13 protein-coding genes are annotated in these 13,237 nt (G+C 66.3%); 8 read left to right on the forward strand and 5 right to left on the reverse strand.

Annotated features, from left to right (window positions below; translation table 11 throughout):
- The first annotated feature begins 124 nt into the window (after nucleotides 1-124).
- Nucleotides 125-1,579 (forward strand): TrkH family potassium uptake protein, encoded by a 1,455-nt coding sequence (locus PRtIB026_RS22270; RefSeq protein ID WP_110739850.1) that lies wholly within the window; start codon nucleotides 125-127, stop codon nucleotides 1,577-1,579.
- Here PRtIB026_RS22270 and PRtIB026_RS22275 read toward each other — a convergent pair.
- Nucleotides 1,536-2,582 (reverse strand): AraC family transcriptional regulator, encoded by a 1,047-nt coding sequence (locus PRtIB026_RS22275; protein ID WP_050706761.1) that lies wholly within the window; start codon nucleotides 2,580-2,582, stop codon nucleotides 1,536-1,538. The two genes, PRtIB026_RS22270 and PRtIB026_RS22275, sit on opposite strands and share 44 nt — an antisense overlap.
- Nucleotides 2,583-2,736: 154 nt before the next feature.
- Between PRtIB026_RS22275 and PRtIB026_RS22280 the strand changes: the two genes are divergently transcribed.
- Together PRtIB026_RS22280 and PRtIB026_RS22285 are read left to right on the forward strand one after the other, a co-directional pair.
- Nucleotides 2,737-3,048 (forward strand): DUF962 domain-containing protein, encoded by a 312-nt coding sequence (locus PRtIB026_RS22280; RefSeq protein WP_186714521.1) that lies wholly within the window; start codon nucleotides 2,737-2,739, stop codon nucleotides 3,046-3,048.
- A gap of 102 nt (nucleotides 3,049-3,150) precedes the next feature.
- Nucleotides 3,151-3,735: an HD domain-containing protein gene (locus PRtIB026_RS22285; RefSeq protein ID WP_203651504.1), complete on the forward strand. Its 585-nt coding sequence runs from the start codon at nucleotides 3,151-3,153 to the stop codon at nucleotides 3,733-3,735.
- 149 nt (nucleotides 3,736-3,884) lie between these two features.
- Here PRtIB026_RS22285 and PRtIB026_RS22290 read toward each other — a convergent pair whose 3' ends face one another.
- A complete protein-coding gene (locus tag PRtIB026_RS22290) occupies nucleotides 3,885-4,700 on the reverse strand; it encodes a UDP-2,3-diacylglucosamine diphosphatase (protein WP_203651503.1) in 816 nt (271 codons plus the stop codon).
- A gap of 124 nt (nucleotides 4,701-4,824) precedes the next feature.
- On the opposite strand from PRtIB026_RS22290, the gene PRtIB026_RS22295 reads away from it, so the two are divergent.
- Together PRtIB026_RS22295 and PRtIB026_RS22300 are read left to right on the forward strand one after the other, a co-directional pair.
- A complete protein-coding gene (locus PRtIB026_RS22295; protein ID WP_203651502.1) occupies nucleotides 4,825-5,592 on the forward strand; it encodes a helix-turn-helix transcriptional regulator in 768 nt (255 codons plus the stop codon).
- A 178-nt stretch (nucleotides 5,593-5,770) separates the two neighbouring features.
- Entirely contained in the window at nucleotides 5,771-6,658 is an 888-nt protein-coding gene (locus PRtIB026_RS22300) for a DMT family transporter (protein WP_203652614.1), read from the forward strand.
- Here PRtIB026_RS22300 and PRtIB026_RS22305 read toward each other — a convergent pair whose 3' ends face one another.
- Nucleotides 6,659-6,940: a SelT/SelW/SelH family protein gene (locus tag PRtIB026_RS22305; protein WP_203651500.1), complete on the reverse strand. Its 282-nt coding sequence runs from the start codon at nucleotides 6,938-6,940 to the stop codon at nucleotides 6,659-6,661.
- A 66-nt stretch (nucleotides 6,941-7,006) separates the two neighbouring features.
- Here PRtIB026_RS22305 and PRtIB026_RS22310 point away from each other — a divergent pair, with 66 nt between their 5' ends.
- Nucleotides 7,007-9,193: a patatin-like phospholipase family protein gene (locus tag PRtIB026_RS22310; RefSeq protein WP_232857332.1), complete on the forward strand. Its 2,187-nt coding sequence runs from the start codon at nucleotides 7,007-7,009 to the stop codon at nucleotides 9,191-9,193.
- A gap of 95 nt (nucleotides 9,194-9,288) precedes the next feature.
- On the opposite strand, the gene PRtIB026_RS22315 is transcribed toward PRtIB026_RS22310, so the two are convergent.
- Entirely contained in the window at nucleotides 9,289-9,726 is a 438-nt protein-coding gene (locus PRtIB026_RS22315; protein WP_028691103.1) for a MarR family transcriptional regulator, read from the reverse strand.
- 138 nt (nucleotides 9,727-9,864) lie between these two features.
- The gene (gene recQ / locus PRtIB026_RS22320; RefSeq protein ID WP_203651498.1) at nucleotides 9,865-12,012 is read right to left on the reverse strand and encodes a DNA helicase RecQ; all 2,148 of its coding nucleotides are present in this window, start codon (nucleotides 12,010-12,012) and stop codon (nucleotides 9,865-9,867) included.
- Between the two features lie 244 nt (nucleotides 12,013-12,256).
- Between recQ and PRtIB026_RS22325 the strand changes: the two genes are divergently transcribed.
- Both PRtIB026_RS22325 and PRtIB026_RS22330 read left to right on the forward strand, forming a co-directional pair.
- On the forward strand, nucleotides 12,257-12,844 hold the full coding sequence (locus tag PRtIB026_RS22325) for a UPF0149 family protein (RefSeq protein WP_203651496.1): 588 nt from the start codon (nucleotides 12,257-12,259) through the stop codon (nucleotides 12,842-12,844).
- An 8-nt stretch (nucleotides 12,845-12,852) separates the two neighbouring features.
- Complete coding sequence (locus PRtIB026_RS22330; protein WP_203651494.1) at nucleotides 12,853-13,218, forward strand: YbaN family protein; 366 nt, start codon at nucleotides 12,853-12,855, stop codon at nucleotides 13,216-13,218.
- Nucleotides 13,219-13,237 lie beyond the last annotated feature (19 nt).

The following is a 13,237-nucleotide window of genomic DNA, read 5'->3' on the forward strand; positions in this document are numbered from 1 at the left end:
ATGGCATCGACCCGGTAGGTATCGCGGTGCAAGCCCGCTACCATGCCCCAGCCAATCGTTCGTTTACAAGCCCCGGTGCACAGGTAGAATGGCGCCCTTTCCGTAGCGAGTCAGAGCAGATCACATGGCGTTGCCGACCTTAAGGATCATTGGTTTCATCATCGGCATCTTCCTGATCACCCTGGCGGTGAGCATGGTGGTGCCCATGGCGACCCTGGTGGTCTTCGAGCGCACCGGCGACATGCCGTCGTTCCTCTGGTCGAGCCTGATCACCTTCCTCGCCGGGCTCGGCCTGGTCATCCCCGGCCGCCCCGAGCACGTGCACCTGCGCCCACGCGACATGTACCTGCTGACCGTCAGCAGCTGGCTGGTGGTCTGCGTGTTCGCCGCCCTGCCGTTCCTGCTGACGCAGCACATCAGCTACACCGACGCCTTCTTCGAAAGCATGTCCGGCATCACCGCCACCGGCGCCACCGTGCTCAGCGGCCTGGACAACATGTCGCCGGGCATCCTGATGTGGCGCTCGATGCTGCACTGGCTGGGCGGCATCGGCTTCATCGGCATGGCGGTGGCGATCCTGCCACTGCTGCGCATTGGTGGCATGCGCCTGTTCCAGACCGAGTCCTCCGACCGCTCGGAAAAGGTCATGCCGCGCTCGCACATGGTCGCCAAGTCGATCGTCGCGGTGTATGTGGGCATTACCGTGCTCGGCAGCCTGGCGTTCTGGTGGGCGGGGATGAGCCCGTTCGACGCGATCAACCATGCCATGTCGGCGATCTCCACCGGCGGTTTCTCCACGTCCGACCAGTCCCTGGCCAAATGGGACATCCCCGCGGTGCACTGGGTCGCGGTGGTGGTGATGATCATGGGCAGCGTGCCATTCACCTTGTACGTGGCCACCCTGCGCGGCCACCGCAAGGCGCTGATCAAGGACCAGCAGGTGCAGGGACTGCTGGCCATGCTGGTGGCCACCTGGCTGGTGCTCGGCACCTGGTATTGGGCCACCACTGACCTGCATTGGCTCGACGCCCTGCGTCACGTGGCGCTGAACGTCACCTCGGTGGTCACCACCACCGGTTTCGCCCTGGGCGACTACAGCATGTGGGGCAACTTCTCGCTGATGCTGTTCTTCTACCTGGGCTTCGTCGGCGGCTGCTCCGGCTCCACCGCCGGCGGTATCAAGATCTTCCGCTTCCAGGTCGCCTACATCCTGCTCAAGGCCAACCTCAACCAGCTGATCCACCCACGGGCGGTGATCAAGCAGAAGTACAACGGCCATCGCCTCGACGAAGAGATCGTGCGTTCGATCCTGACCTTCTCGTTCTTCTTCGCCATCACCATCTGCATCATCGCCCTGCTGCTGTCGCTGCTGGGCGTGGACTGGATGACCGCGCTGACCGGCGCCGCCGGCACGGTGTCGGGCGTAGGCCCCGGGCTGGGCGAGGTGATCGGCCCGGCCGGCAACTACGCCAGCCTGCCGGACGCGGCCAAGTGGATCCTCGCTGGCGGCATGCTGCTGGGCCGCCTGGAGATCATCACGGTGCTGGTGTTGTGCATGCCGGCGTTCTGGCGTCACTGACCGACAGCCGCGTGCGGTACTCGCTCGGCGTGGTGTCGAACCAGCGGCGGAACGCCCGGTAGAAGTTGCTCGGATCGGCGAAACCCAAAAGGTAGGCGGTCTCCAGCAAGGTGGTGCCGGGCTGCGCCAGGTACTGCTCGGCCAGTTCGCGGCGGGTGTCGTCGAGCAGGGTCTGGAAGCTGGTGCCCTCGTCCTGCAGACGCCTTTGCAAGGTGCGCTGCGACAGGTGCAGGGCCTGGGCCACGGTCTCGCGCTTGGGCTCGCCCTGGGGCAGGATGCGGCACAGCACCTGGCGCACCCGGTGGGTCACGCGGCTTTCCGAGAAGCGCGCCAGGTATTCCCCGGCAAAGCGATCATGCAGCACCGCCATCGCCTCGTTGGCGGTCGGCAGCGGCGCCTCCATGTCGGCACGCTCGAGCACCAGCGCGTCATGGGGCGCGCCAAATACCAGCGGCGCATGGAAGGCCACCTTGTACGGCTCGACATTCTTCGGCTGGCCGCCCTGGATCAGCACCCGCCGCGGCTGGATCGGCCGCCCGCTGAGCCAGGTGCACAGGGCCAGGGCGCAGGCCAGGGACGCCTCGGCGCTGTGCCGGGTCGGCGGCAGGTGGTCGCCATGCACGGTCAGCACCAGGGCGTAGCCGTCGGGCTCGCGGCGAAAGCTCAGGTCCGAGCTCTCGGCGATGATCCGCTGGTAGCGCACCAGGCGTTCGAAACCCTCGGCCAGGGTGCGACTGGACATCAGCGCATAGCCCACCACATGGAACGACGCCGGTCGCACCACCCGGGCCATGTTCAGGCCGATGGCCTCGTTGCCCGACAACTCGACCGCCAGCTGCCACAGCCGGGTCATCGAATCCTGGGTGAATCGCGCATCGGGGTCGTCGAGGGCGGAAAAGTCGAGCCCGAGCTGCTTGAACATGGCCGGGCAATCGAGCCCTTCCAGCTCGAGTGCCTTGACGATCCCTGATGCCCAGCTGGCTGACGTGGTTCTCTCACTCATGACAGGCTCTTGTGCTGACCGCTCCTGCGGTGAACCGAAAGGATACTCAATTGGCGCCTATTGTCACTGGCCACTGCACCCAGTGACTCTAGACTCGATTCAGGCTCCACGCCGTGTATCCTGTAAGCACGACCCGCAGATCCGGAAACCCGCCATGACCCGCACAGCGCAGTTCCGCAGTTTTGCCGAGTTCTATCCCTACTACCTGGGCGAGCACAGCAACGCCACCTGCCGCCGCCTGCACTTCGTCGGCACCAGCCTGGTGATCGCCCTGCTCGCCTACAGCATCGGCAGCGGCCAGTGGCTGTTGCTGCTGGCCGTGCCGCTGGCCGGCTACGGCTTTGCCTGGGCCGGGCATTTCTTCTTCGAGAAGAACCGACCGGCCACCTTCACCCACCCCTGGTACAGCCTGGTCGGCGACTTCGCCATGTTCCGCGACATCCTGCTGGGCCGCCTCAGCCTCTGAATCGGCCCGCAAGGCCAGGTTCGCGTCCCGGCCGGCCACTGCCAAAGCCCGTGTCCTGGCCAACACTGCCAGACATGTCCCCGACACGAGTGGCCCGCGGCGATGAACAAGCAAGCGAACTTCAGCCACATGCGCGACGGCACCGCCCAGGACTGGGCGATCATCGCCGACGACTTTCGCGCCTATGCCCGGCAGTTGCCCCAACGCATCGTCGCCCACCTGCGCCTGCTCGATGGCGACTTCGGCGGCTTTCCCATCGATCGCCTGAGCCACTCGCTGCAGACCGCCACCCGCGCCTACCGTGACGGCCGCGACGAGGAATACGTGGTCTGCGCCCTGCTGCACGACATCGGCGACACCCTCGGCAGCTACAACCACCCGGATATCGCCGCGGCGATCCTCAAGCCCTTCGTCAGCACCGAGAACCTGTGGATGATCGAAAAGCACGGGATCTTCCAGGGCTACTACTTCTTCCACCACCTGGGCATGGATCGCCACCTGCGCGAGCAGTTCAGCGATCACCCGCAGTACCAGCGGACCATCGAATTCTGCGCACGCTACGACGCGGCGGCGTTCGACCCCGAGTACCCGAGCCTGCCGCTGTCGTTCTTCGAACCGATGATGGAGCGGCTGTTCGCCCAGCCCAGGCAGTCGATCTACAAGGCGGCCTTGAAGGCGTCGGCCTGATTCCAGCTACCCGCCACCTGTAGGAGCGGCCTTGTGCCGCGAAAGGGGCTGCGCAGCAGCCCCGACGATCTTGAGACATACCCGAGATCCTGGGGCCGCTGCGCGCCCCTTTCGCGGCACAAGGCCGCTCCTACAGGGCTGAAGGCGACCTAGGCCGGCTCACCCAGCTCCGCCAACCGCGACGCCGCCTCGCGCGCCTGAGCATCGGCGAACCGGTACAGTTCGATCCTCCCGTCCCAGTGCTCGATCAGCGCCGTGCACGACTCCACCCAGTCGCCGCAGTTGAGGTACTCCACCTCGCCCACCCGGCGTATCTCGGCATGGTGGATATGACCGCACACCACGCCCTGGAAGCCACGCCGGGTGCACTCGTGGGCGATGGCGTCCTCGAAATCGCTGATGAAGTTCACCGCGCCCTTGACCTTGTGCTTGAGGTACGCCGACAGCGACCAGTAGCCATAGCCATAACGGGCGCGCCAGTGGTTGAGCCAACGGTTGAGCACCAGGGTGAACTCGTAGGCCCGGTCGCCGAGAAACGCCAGCCAGCGGTGGTAGCGGGTAATCACGTCGAACTGGTCGCCGTGGATCACCAGCAGCCGCCGACCATCGACGGTAAGGTGCTCGGCCTCGTCCACCAGCTGGATATTGCCCAGGATCAGTTTCGAATAGCGGCGCAGGAACTCGTCGTGGTTGCCGGTGACATAGATCACTTCGGTACCGCGCTTGCTCAGGGTCAGCAGGCGGCGGATGACGTTGGTGTGGGCCTGGGGCCAGTAGATGCCGCCGCGCAGTTTCCAGCCGTCGATGATATCGCCGACCAGGTAGATGCGCTCGGCCTGGTAGCCCTTGAGAAAGTGCGCGAGGTGTTCGGCCTGGCAATCCCGGGTGCCCAGGTGCACATCGGAAATCCACAGGGTACGGACACGCTGCTTGCGTGACGGGCGGAGAGGTTCGGCGTGGGTCATGGGCAGGCTCCGGCGCTGTTTGCTGGAGACTGGCAGGCACAGGTGACAGATTGGTGGCAGGCACATGACCATCCTGCGCCCGCCTTGAGGTGTACACTCTTCACCTGCTTCGTGAGGACTCACCATGACCGCCGGCCCCCTGCTTTCGCTGCGCCATTATCGCCACGACCTGATCGCCCACAGTCACGACCACCCGCAGCTGGTGTTCGGCCTGGGCGGGCGCCTGGACTTCGAGGTGAATGGCCACGGCGGCCGGGTCGGTCGCCAGGACCTGATGGTGGTGCCTGCCGGTGCCCACCACACCTGCGGCAGCCCTGAGGGCAGCCACTGCCTGGTGCTGGACGTGCCGGGCGGGCACTGGCTCGGTGACCATCTGGGCGAACACGCCGATAACAGCCGCCGCCTGCTCGACCGCCCCGGCCCCCTGGGCCTGAACAGCCGCCAGCAGCAGTTGGTCGACTGGCTGGCGGCAAGCCCGGTGGACGACCCGCTGATTGCCCGCCAGGGCGCGGTGCTGCTGCTGGCCAGCCTCAACCCGCAGGCCGGCGCTCCGCTACTGGCCAGCAGGCGCCTGCCCTATGCCGCCTTCGACCGGCATATCGAGCAGCACGCCGCCTATCCATTGCAGGTCGCCGACCTGGCACGCCTGGCCGGGCTGTCCAGCGCGCGACTGCACGCGCGTTTTGCCAGCGAGTGCGGCATGACGCCGATGGACTACATCCGCCAGCGGCGGCTGTCGATGGCGCGACGATTGTTGCGTGAGACGCTGTTGCCGGTGGGAGAGGTCGCGGCGCGGGTGGGGTATGGCTCGCAGAGCGCCTTCAGCGCGGCGGTGATGCGGGCGTTCGGCTGTACGCCGCTGGCGTTGCGGCGCGAGTCTGGCGACAACTGACGCGAGATGCGCGACAGACACGGGCAGACCGGGCTCTTACACTGAGCGCCTAGATCTTCTCTCCCTGTGCTGGCCTCTTCGCGGGTAAACCCGCTCCCACAGGATTCGCACTGACCTATGGGAGCGGGTTTACCCGCGAAGAGGCCGGCACAGGAACCTGCGAATGCAAAGGACCACCATGAACCACCGCACCGCCCTCGGCGCCCTGCACATCGGCGCGCTGTTCTTCGGCCTGACCGGCGTCTTCGGCAAGCTGGCCGCCAGCGCCAGCCCCTCGATCATCGTCTTCGGCCGCGCCCTGTTCGCGGTGCTGGCCCTGGCCCTGTTCGCCAGCCTGGCGCGCCAGGCCTGGCAACCGCTACGCGGCCAGGACCTGCGCCGCCTGCTGCTGGGCGGCGCGCTGCTGGCCGGGCACTGGGTGAGCTTCTTCATTGCGGTCAAGGTCGCCGGCGTGGCCATCGCCACCCTCGGTTTCGCCAGCTTCCCGGCCTTCACCGTGATCCTCGAGGGCCTGCTGTTCCGCGAACGCATCCGCCGCAACGAAGCGCTGCTGGTGCTGCTGGTGAGCATCGGCCTGGTGCTGGTCACCCCGGCATTCGACCTGGCCAGCGAGGCCACCGGCGGGTTGCTTTGGGCGCTGCTCTCGGGCTTGCTGTTCTCGCTGCTGTCGCTGACCAACCGCGCCGGTTCCGGGCGCCTGCCCGCCGTGCAGGCGGCGCTGTGGCAGAACCTGGTGGTGAGCCTGTGCCTGCTGCCGTTCGCGGCCCCCGGCCTGGGCGCGGTGGCGCCGCTGGACTGGTTGTGGATCGCCCTGCTCGGCGTCTTCTGCACCGGCGTCGCCCACAGCCTGTTCGTCGCCAGCCTGGCGGTGATCAAGGCGCGCACCGCCGCGGTGGTGTTCGGCATGGAACCGGTCTACGGCATCGCCGTGGCCTGGGTGGTGTTCGCCGAACAGCCGACCCTGCGCATGCTCGCCGGTGGCGCCTTGATCATCTTCGCCATCGTGCTGTCCAGCCGCCTGGCCGCCGAGCAACCGGCCCGCCAGCCACAGCCCGAAAGCGCCTGATCAGCGATCGTTGTGGCCCAGGTCGCGCTGCGGATCGATCTGGTCGCGCACCCGCTGCTTGAGCACCTTGGCCTCGGGGAAGCCGCCGTCGGCCTTGCGCTCCCAGATCTGCACGCCGTCGCAGGTGATGCGGAACACCCCACCGGTGCCAGGCTCCAGCGCTACCTGGCCGATATCATCGGCGAAGGTGCTGAGCAGTTCCTGGGCCAGCCAGGCAGCGCGCAGCAGCCACTGGCACTGGGTGCAATAAGTGATGACGATTTGTGGCTTGCTGTCTGCCATGTAGGGAAACTCCGTAGGAAGGGCCGCTTATACTAGCGGTCTTTATCCTCTGGTTTGAGACTCACGATGCGCCGCCTGCTGTACTGCCTCCTGCTGATGCTCACCTCCTTCACCGTGCTGGCCGCCGAAGCGGCACGGCCAAAGATCGGCCTGGTGTTGTCGGGCGGCGCCGCCCGCGGCCTGGCCCATATCGGCGTGCTCAAGGCCCTGGAGGAACAGGGCGTGCGCATCGACGCCATCGCCGGCACCAGCATGGGCGCGGTGGTCGGCGGGTTGTACGCCTCGGGCTACAGCATCGCCGAACTGGAAAAACTGGCCACCACGCTGGACTGGCAACAGGCGCTGTCCGATGCGCCGCCGCGCAAGGATGTGCCGTTTCGGCGCAAGCAGGACGACCGCGACTTCCTGGTCAAGCAGAGGCTGAGCTTTCGCGACGACGGCAGCCTGGGCCTGCCGCTGGGGGTGATCCAGGGCCAGAACCTGGCCCTGCTGCTGGAAAGCAAGCTGGCCCACACCGCTGACATCCGCGACTTCGACAAGCTGCCGATTCCCTTCCGCGCCGTGGCCACCGACATCACCAGCGGCGAGAAGGTGATCTTCCGCCGCGGCCACCTGCCCCAGGTGATCCGCGCCAGCATGTCGATCCCGGCGGTGTTCGCCCCGGTGGAGCTGGACGGCCGGCTGCTGGTGGACGGCGGCATGACCGACAACATCCCGGTGGACGTGGTGCGCGAGATGGGCGTGGACCTGGCCATTGTCGTCGACATCGGCACCCCGCTGCGCAACCGCAAGCAGCTGGCCACCGTGGTGGATGTGCTCAACCAGTCGATCACCCTGATGACCCGGCGCAACTCCGAGGAGCAACTGGCCAGCCTGCGTCGCGAGGACATCCTCGTCCAGCCGCCGCTGTCGGCCTTCGGCGTCACCGATTTCGGCCGCGCCCAGGACATGATCGACGCCGGCTACCGCGCCACCCGCGCCCTCGACCCGCGCCTGGCGGCGCTGCGCCAGCCCGAGGGCGACAGCAACCTGGCGGTGGCGCGCTCACCGAAACAGCGCACGCCGATCATCACTGCCATCCGCGTGGAGAACGACTCCAAGGTCAGCGACGACGTGATCCGCTACTACATTCGCCAGCCTGTCGGCGAACCGCTGGATCTCGGCCGCCTGCAGACCGACATGGGCACCCTCTACGGCCTGGACTACTTCGACCAGGTGCAGTACCGCGTGGCGCACAAGGGCGACGAGCATACCCTGGTGATCAACGCCCGTGGTCGGCGTGGCGGCACCGACTACCTGCGCCTGGGCCTGAACCTGTCGGACGACCTGCGCGGCGACAGCGCTTTCAACCTCGGCGCCAGCTACCGGGTCAACGGCATCAACCGGCTTGGCGGCGAATGGCTGACCCGCGCGCAGATCGGCGACGAGCAGGAACTGTACAGCGAGTTCTACCAGCCGCTGGACGTGGGCTCGCGCTACTTCATCGCGCCCTACCTGGCGCTGGGCTCGCAGAACGTCGAGGCGACCCTGGACAACGACCCGGTGGCCGAATACCGCCTGGAGCGCTATGGCTTCGGGCTCAACGTCGGCCGGCAGATCGGCACCTATGGCGAAGTGCGCCTGGGCGTGGGCAAGGCCTGGGGCAACGCCGAGGTGCGCATCGGCGACCAGGACCTGCCCAAGGTCAGCTTCAACGAGGGGTTCTACGAGCTCAAGTACTCGTTCGATACCTTCGACAACGTCTACTTCCCCCATAGCGGCGAGGATATCGGCCTGACCGTGCGCAAGTACGACAAGTCACTGGACTCGGACCAGAACTACCGGCAGTGGCTGTTCAACCTGGACAAGGCCTTCAGCAGCGGGCCGAACACCCTGGTGCTGGGTGGCAGGTATGGACGAACGCTGGATGACGCCGAGGTAGTCACTTCGAGCTTCGTGTTCGGTGGCGCCCGGCAGCTGTCAGGTTTCCGCCAGGATTCGATCTCCGGGCAAAACATGAGCCTGCTGCGCATGGTCTACTACCGTCGCCTGACGCCTCGGGCCTACCTGCCCCTGGACTTCCCGCTGTACCTGGGCGGCTCGCTGGAGCGCGGCCGGGCATGGAACAATGACAATGAGTTCGACAGTGGCTATATCAATGCGGCGAGCATCTTCCTGGGGCTGGAAACGCCGCTGGGGCCGTTGAACCTGAGCTATGGGGCCAACGATGCCCATGAGAAGGCGGTGTACCTGAACCTGGGGCATACCTTCTAGAAATGATCGCGGGGCAAGCCCGCTCCCACAAGTCATGCAGCCAATTGTGGGATCAGACTCGTGGGAGCGGGCTTGCCCCGCGATTGATGAAGGGTTCAGGACTTCTCAAGATTATCGAGAATCTTCGCATGCACGCGCATGCACACTTCCATGTCGGCCTCGTCTATGCCGGTGAACAGCTCGAGGCGCAGGGCATTGGCGATGGTCTCGATCTGGTCGATCAGCGGCTTGGCCGGCGGGCACAGCAGGATCTTCTTGGCCCGGCGATCTTCCATCACCGCCTGGCGGCGCACCAGCCCCTGGCTCTCGAGGCTGTCGAGCAGGCGCGCCAGGGTCGGGCCCTCGACGCCCACGCTCTGGGCCAGCTCACGCTGGGTCGGCGCCTCGTCGAACCTGGCCAGGTGCAACAGCACCAGCCAACGGGCTTGCGACAGGTTGAGCCCGGCCAGGCGGCGGTCCAGTTCGGCACGCCAGCCCCGGGACATCTGGGCCAGCTGCATGCCGAAGCGGTGTTGGTTGTCGGTCAGGGGCATAAGCAACTCAATGAATAGAACTAATTATTAGCCAGCTAATCATGGCCCGGCCAATCAGGCAAGGTTCGATGCCGCGCAAATGGCTGATAATCATGTAAGGGTATGACAAAGGTCAGCAATTGGCGCAAATGCCGGCGATCACAGGCCGAACTCCAGCGCCAGCGCCGCCCGTACGCAATGCAGGACGCCTTCCGGCACCCGCTGGCCGAACAGCGGCGCCACGCCGGACACCGGCGGCAACTCGCCCTCGCCGTCGAGGAAGGCATCCTGCACTTCCATCATCAGCTCTTCCGGCAGGTCCAGCGCCTGCTCCAGGCTCAGTTCCTGGCGGCCAATGGCCTCGGCCAGCAGGCTGTAGACGTTCTTCTCGGTGCAGTTCAGCTGCCCGGCGATCTGCGCCGGGGTCATGCCGGCGCGGGCCAGGCTGACCAGTTCGTGGCGCAAGTCGAGCACCACCTTCGGCGCCTCCTCGGTGCCACCGGCGCCGTTGAGCACTTCGAGGAAGGCCTGGCCGTAGCGCTCCAGCTTGCGCGCACCGACGCCGCTGACCTGGGCCATGTCGCTGAGGCTGGTGGGCATGCTGCGCAGCATCTCCAGCAAGGTGGAGTCGGGGAAGATGACATAGGGCGGCACGCTGTGCTCCTCGGCCAGCTTGCGCCGCAGGGTGCGCAGCGCCTCCCACAGCTCGCGCTCCTCGGCCCGCACCAGCTGGCTGGCCGGGCTACCGCCACCGCTGGAGGAGGACTTGGCCACGGTCTGCGGCTTGAGGTCGCGGCGCAGCTGCAGGTTCACCTCGCCGCGCAGCAACGGCCGGCAGCTGTCGGACAGACGCAGGCCGCCGTAGCCTTCCAGGTCGATGTCCACCAGGCCGCGCGCCACCAACTGGCGGAACAGCGAGCGCCACTCGGCTTCGGCCAGCGACTTGCCGACGCCGAACACCGAGAGCTTCTCGTGGCCGAAATTGCGCACCTTCTCGGTGTCCTTGCCCAACAGCACGTCGACCAGGTGGCCGACGCCGTAGCGCTGGCCGGTGCGGAATACCGCCGATAGTGCCTGACGGGCAGGTTCGGTGGCGTCCCAGGTCTGCACCTGGTCGACGCAGTTGTCGCAATGCCCGCACGGCTGTTCGAGCACTTCGTCGAAGTAGGCCAGCAGCGACTGGCGGCGGCAGCGGGTCTCCTCGCACAGGGCCAGCATGGCGTCGAGCTTGTGCTGCTCGATGCGTTTGTGGCGCTCGTCGCCCTCGGAGTTCTGCAGCATCTGCTTGAGCATCACCATGTCCTGCAGGCCGTAGGCCATCCAGGCATCAGACGGCAGGCCGTCACGGCCGGCGCGGCCGGTCTCCTGGTAATAGGCCTCGAGCGACTTGGGCAGGTCGAGGTGGGCGACGAAGCGCACGTTGGGCTTGTCGATGCCCATGCCGAAGGCGATGGTGGCGACCATGATCAGCCCTTCCTCGTTGAGGAAGCGGTGCTGGTTGGCGGCGCGGGTCTCGGCGGCCAGGCCTGCGTGATACGGCAACGCCGGGAAGCCCTGCTCGCAAAGGAAGGCAGCGGTCTCGTCGACCTTCTTGCGCGACAGGCAATAGACGATGCCGGCGTTGCCGCGACGCTCGCCGAGGAACGCCATCAGCTGCTTGCGCGGCGACTCCTTGGGCACGATGCGGTAGAAGATGTTCGGCCGGTCGAAGCTCGAGAGGAAACGCTCGGCGCCCTGCAGGTGCAGGCGCTGGACGATCTCCTCGCGGGTACGCATGTCGGCGGTGGCGGTCAGGGCGATACGCGGCACATGCGGGAACAGCTCGGCGAGCTGGCCCAGTTGCAGGTACTCGGGGCGGAAGTCGTGGCCCCATTGCGACACGCAGTGGGCCTCGTCGATGGCGAACAGGGAAACGTCGAGGCCGCGCAGGAAGTCCAGCATGCGCGGCTGCACCAGGCGCTCGGGGGCCAGGTAGAGCATCTTCACCTCGCCGCGGCGCAGGCGCCCGGCCAGGTCGCGCTGCTGCTCGGCGCTGAGCGTGGAGTTCAGCGCCGCGGCGGCCACGCCCAGCTCGTCGAGGGTGGCGACCTGGTCGTCCATCAACGCGATCAGCGGCGACACCACCACGGTCAGGCCCGGGCGCAGCAGGCCAGGCACCTGGAAGCACAGGGACTTGCCGCCACCGGTTGGCATCAGCACCAGGGCGTCGCCTCCGCCTGCCACACATTCGATGATCGCTGCCTGGCGCCCACGGAAACTGTCGTAACCGAAGACATCCTTGAGGACGCGCTGAGCCTGTTCGAGCATTTGCCACTCCAAAATCGCCGTACCATCCTGGACTCAGGCTGGACGATAAATCCGCCGCGCACACATCGAATGCGTAAGCGGTTTTTGCCAGATGACGGGAAAACGCCACCGGAGCACGAAAAACTGCGGAGTATACCCGACTGCCCCACCCCCGGCATGCCCCGCGGACAGACGTTCCCTTTGCCCCGCAGCCGCCGCAAGGTGCTAGAATTCACTATCGTTTATTCCCCAAGGTAGCCCTGTAATGTCCTTCGCCGAGCAACTGACCCGCCTGCAAGCCTTCCTCGACGCCGATGAGCTGCACGAAGAAGCGCTGGACTACGTCGCCGCACACGGCTACCTGACCGCGCTGTCGATCTGCTCGGAGCAAGTTCAAGACCGTGAGTGGATCGACGCGCTGTTCGCCGAGGAGCCCCACTACGCCAGCGAAGCACAGCGCGAAGAGATCGAGGCCACCCTGATCGGGCTCAAGGGCCACATCGCTCGCCAGTTGGCCAGCGACGAGGAATTCGACCTACCCTGCGAGCTGGACCTGACCGAAGAGCCGGACGATTCCGACCTGCGCGGCTGGTGCATCGGCTTCATGGAAGGCGTGTTCCTGCGTGAAGAGGCCTGGTTCGAGAACGCCGAGGAAGAAGTCAGCGAAATGCTGCTGCCGATCATGGTCGGCTCGGGCCTGTTCGACGAGCAGCCGGAGTTCGCCGACATCGCCGGCAACGCCAACCTGCAGGACGACATGATCGTGCAGATCCCCGAGGCACTGAGCGCGCTGTTCCTGCTGCTGCACGCCCCTGAAGAGAAGCCTGCCCTGCTCAAGCCGCGCCACCACTGATCGACGTGGTGCGCTACCTGCTGCTGGCCGCCGGCTGGCTCAGTGTCGCGCTCGGGGTGGCGGGGATCTTCCTGCCGGTGCTACCCACCACCCCGTTCCTGCTGCTGGCGGCGGCCTGCTTCGCCCGCAGCTCACCGCGCTTTCACCACTGGCTGGTGAATCACCCGAAACTCGGGCCATGGATCCGCGACTACCTCAGCGGCGAGGGGATTCCGCTGCGGGGCAAGGTCTATGCGATCGGCCTGATGTGGGCCAGCATCGGCCTGTCCTGCTACCTGGTGCCGTTGTTCTGGGCACGGGTGTTCATGCTGACCAGCGCGGTGCTGGTCAGTCTCTACATCCTCAAACAGAAGACCTTGCAGCGACCGAATTGAGCCAGATGGCCAAGCGCAA

Origin of the sequence: Pseudomonas sp. RtIB026 (genome assembly GCF_016861355.2) — a bacterium.
In the GTDB taxonomy this organism is placed as follows: Bacteria; Pseudomonadota; Gammaproteobacteria; order Pseudomonadales; family Pseudomonadaceae; genus Aquipseudomonas; species Aquipseudomonas peradeniyensis.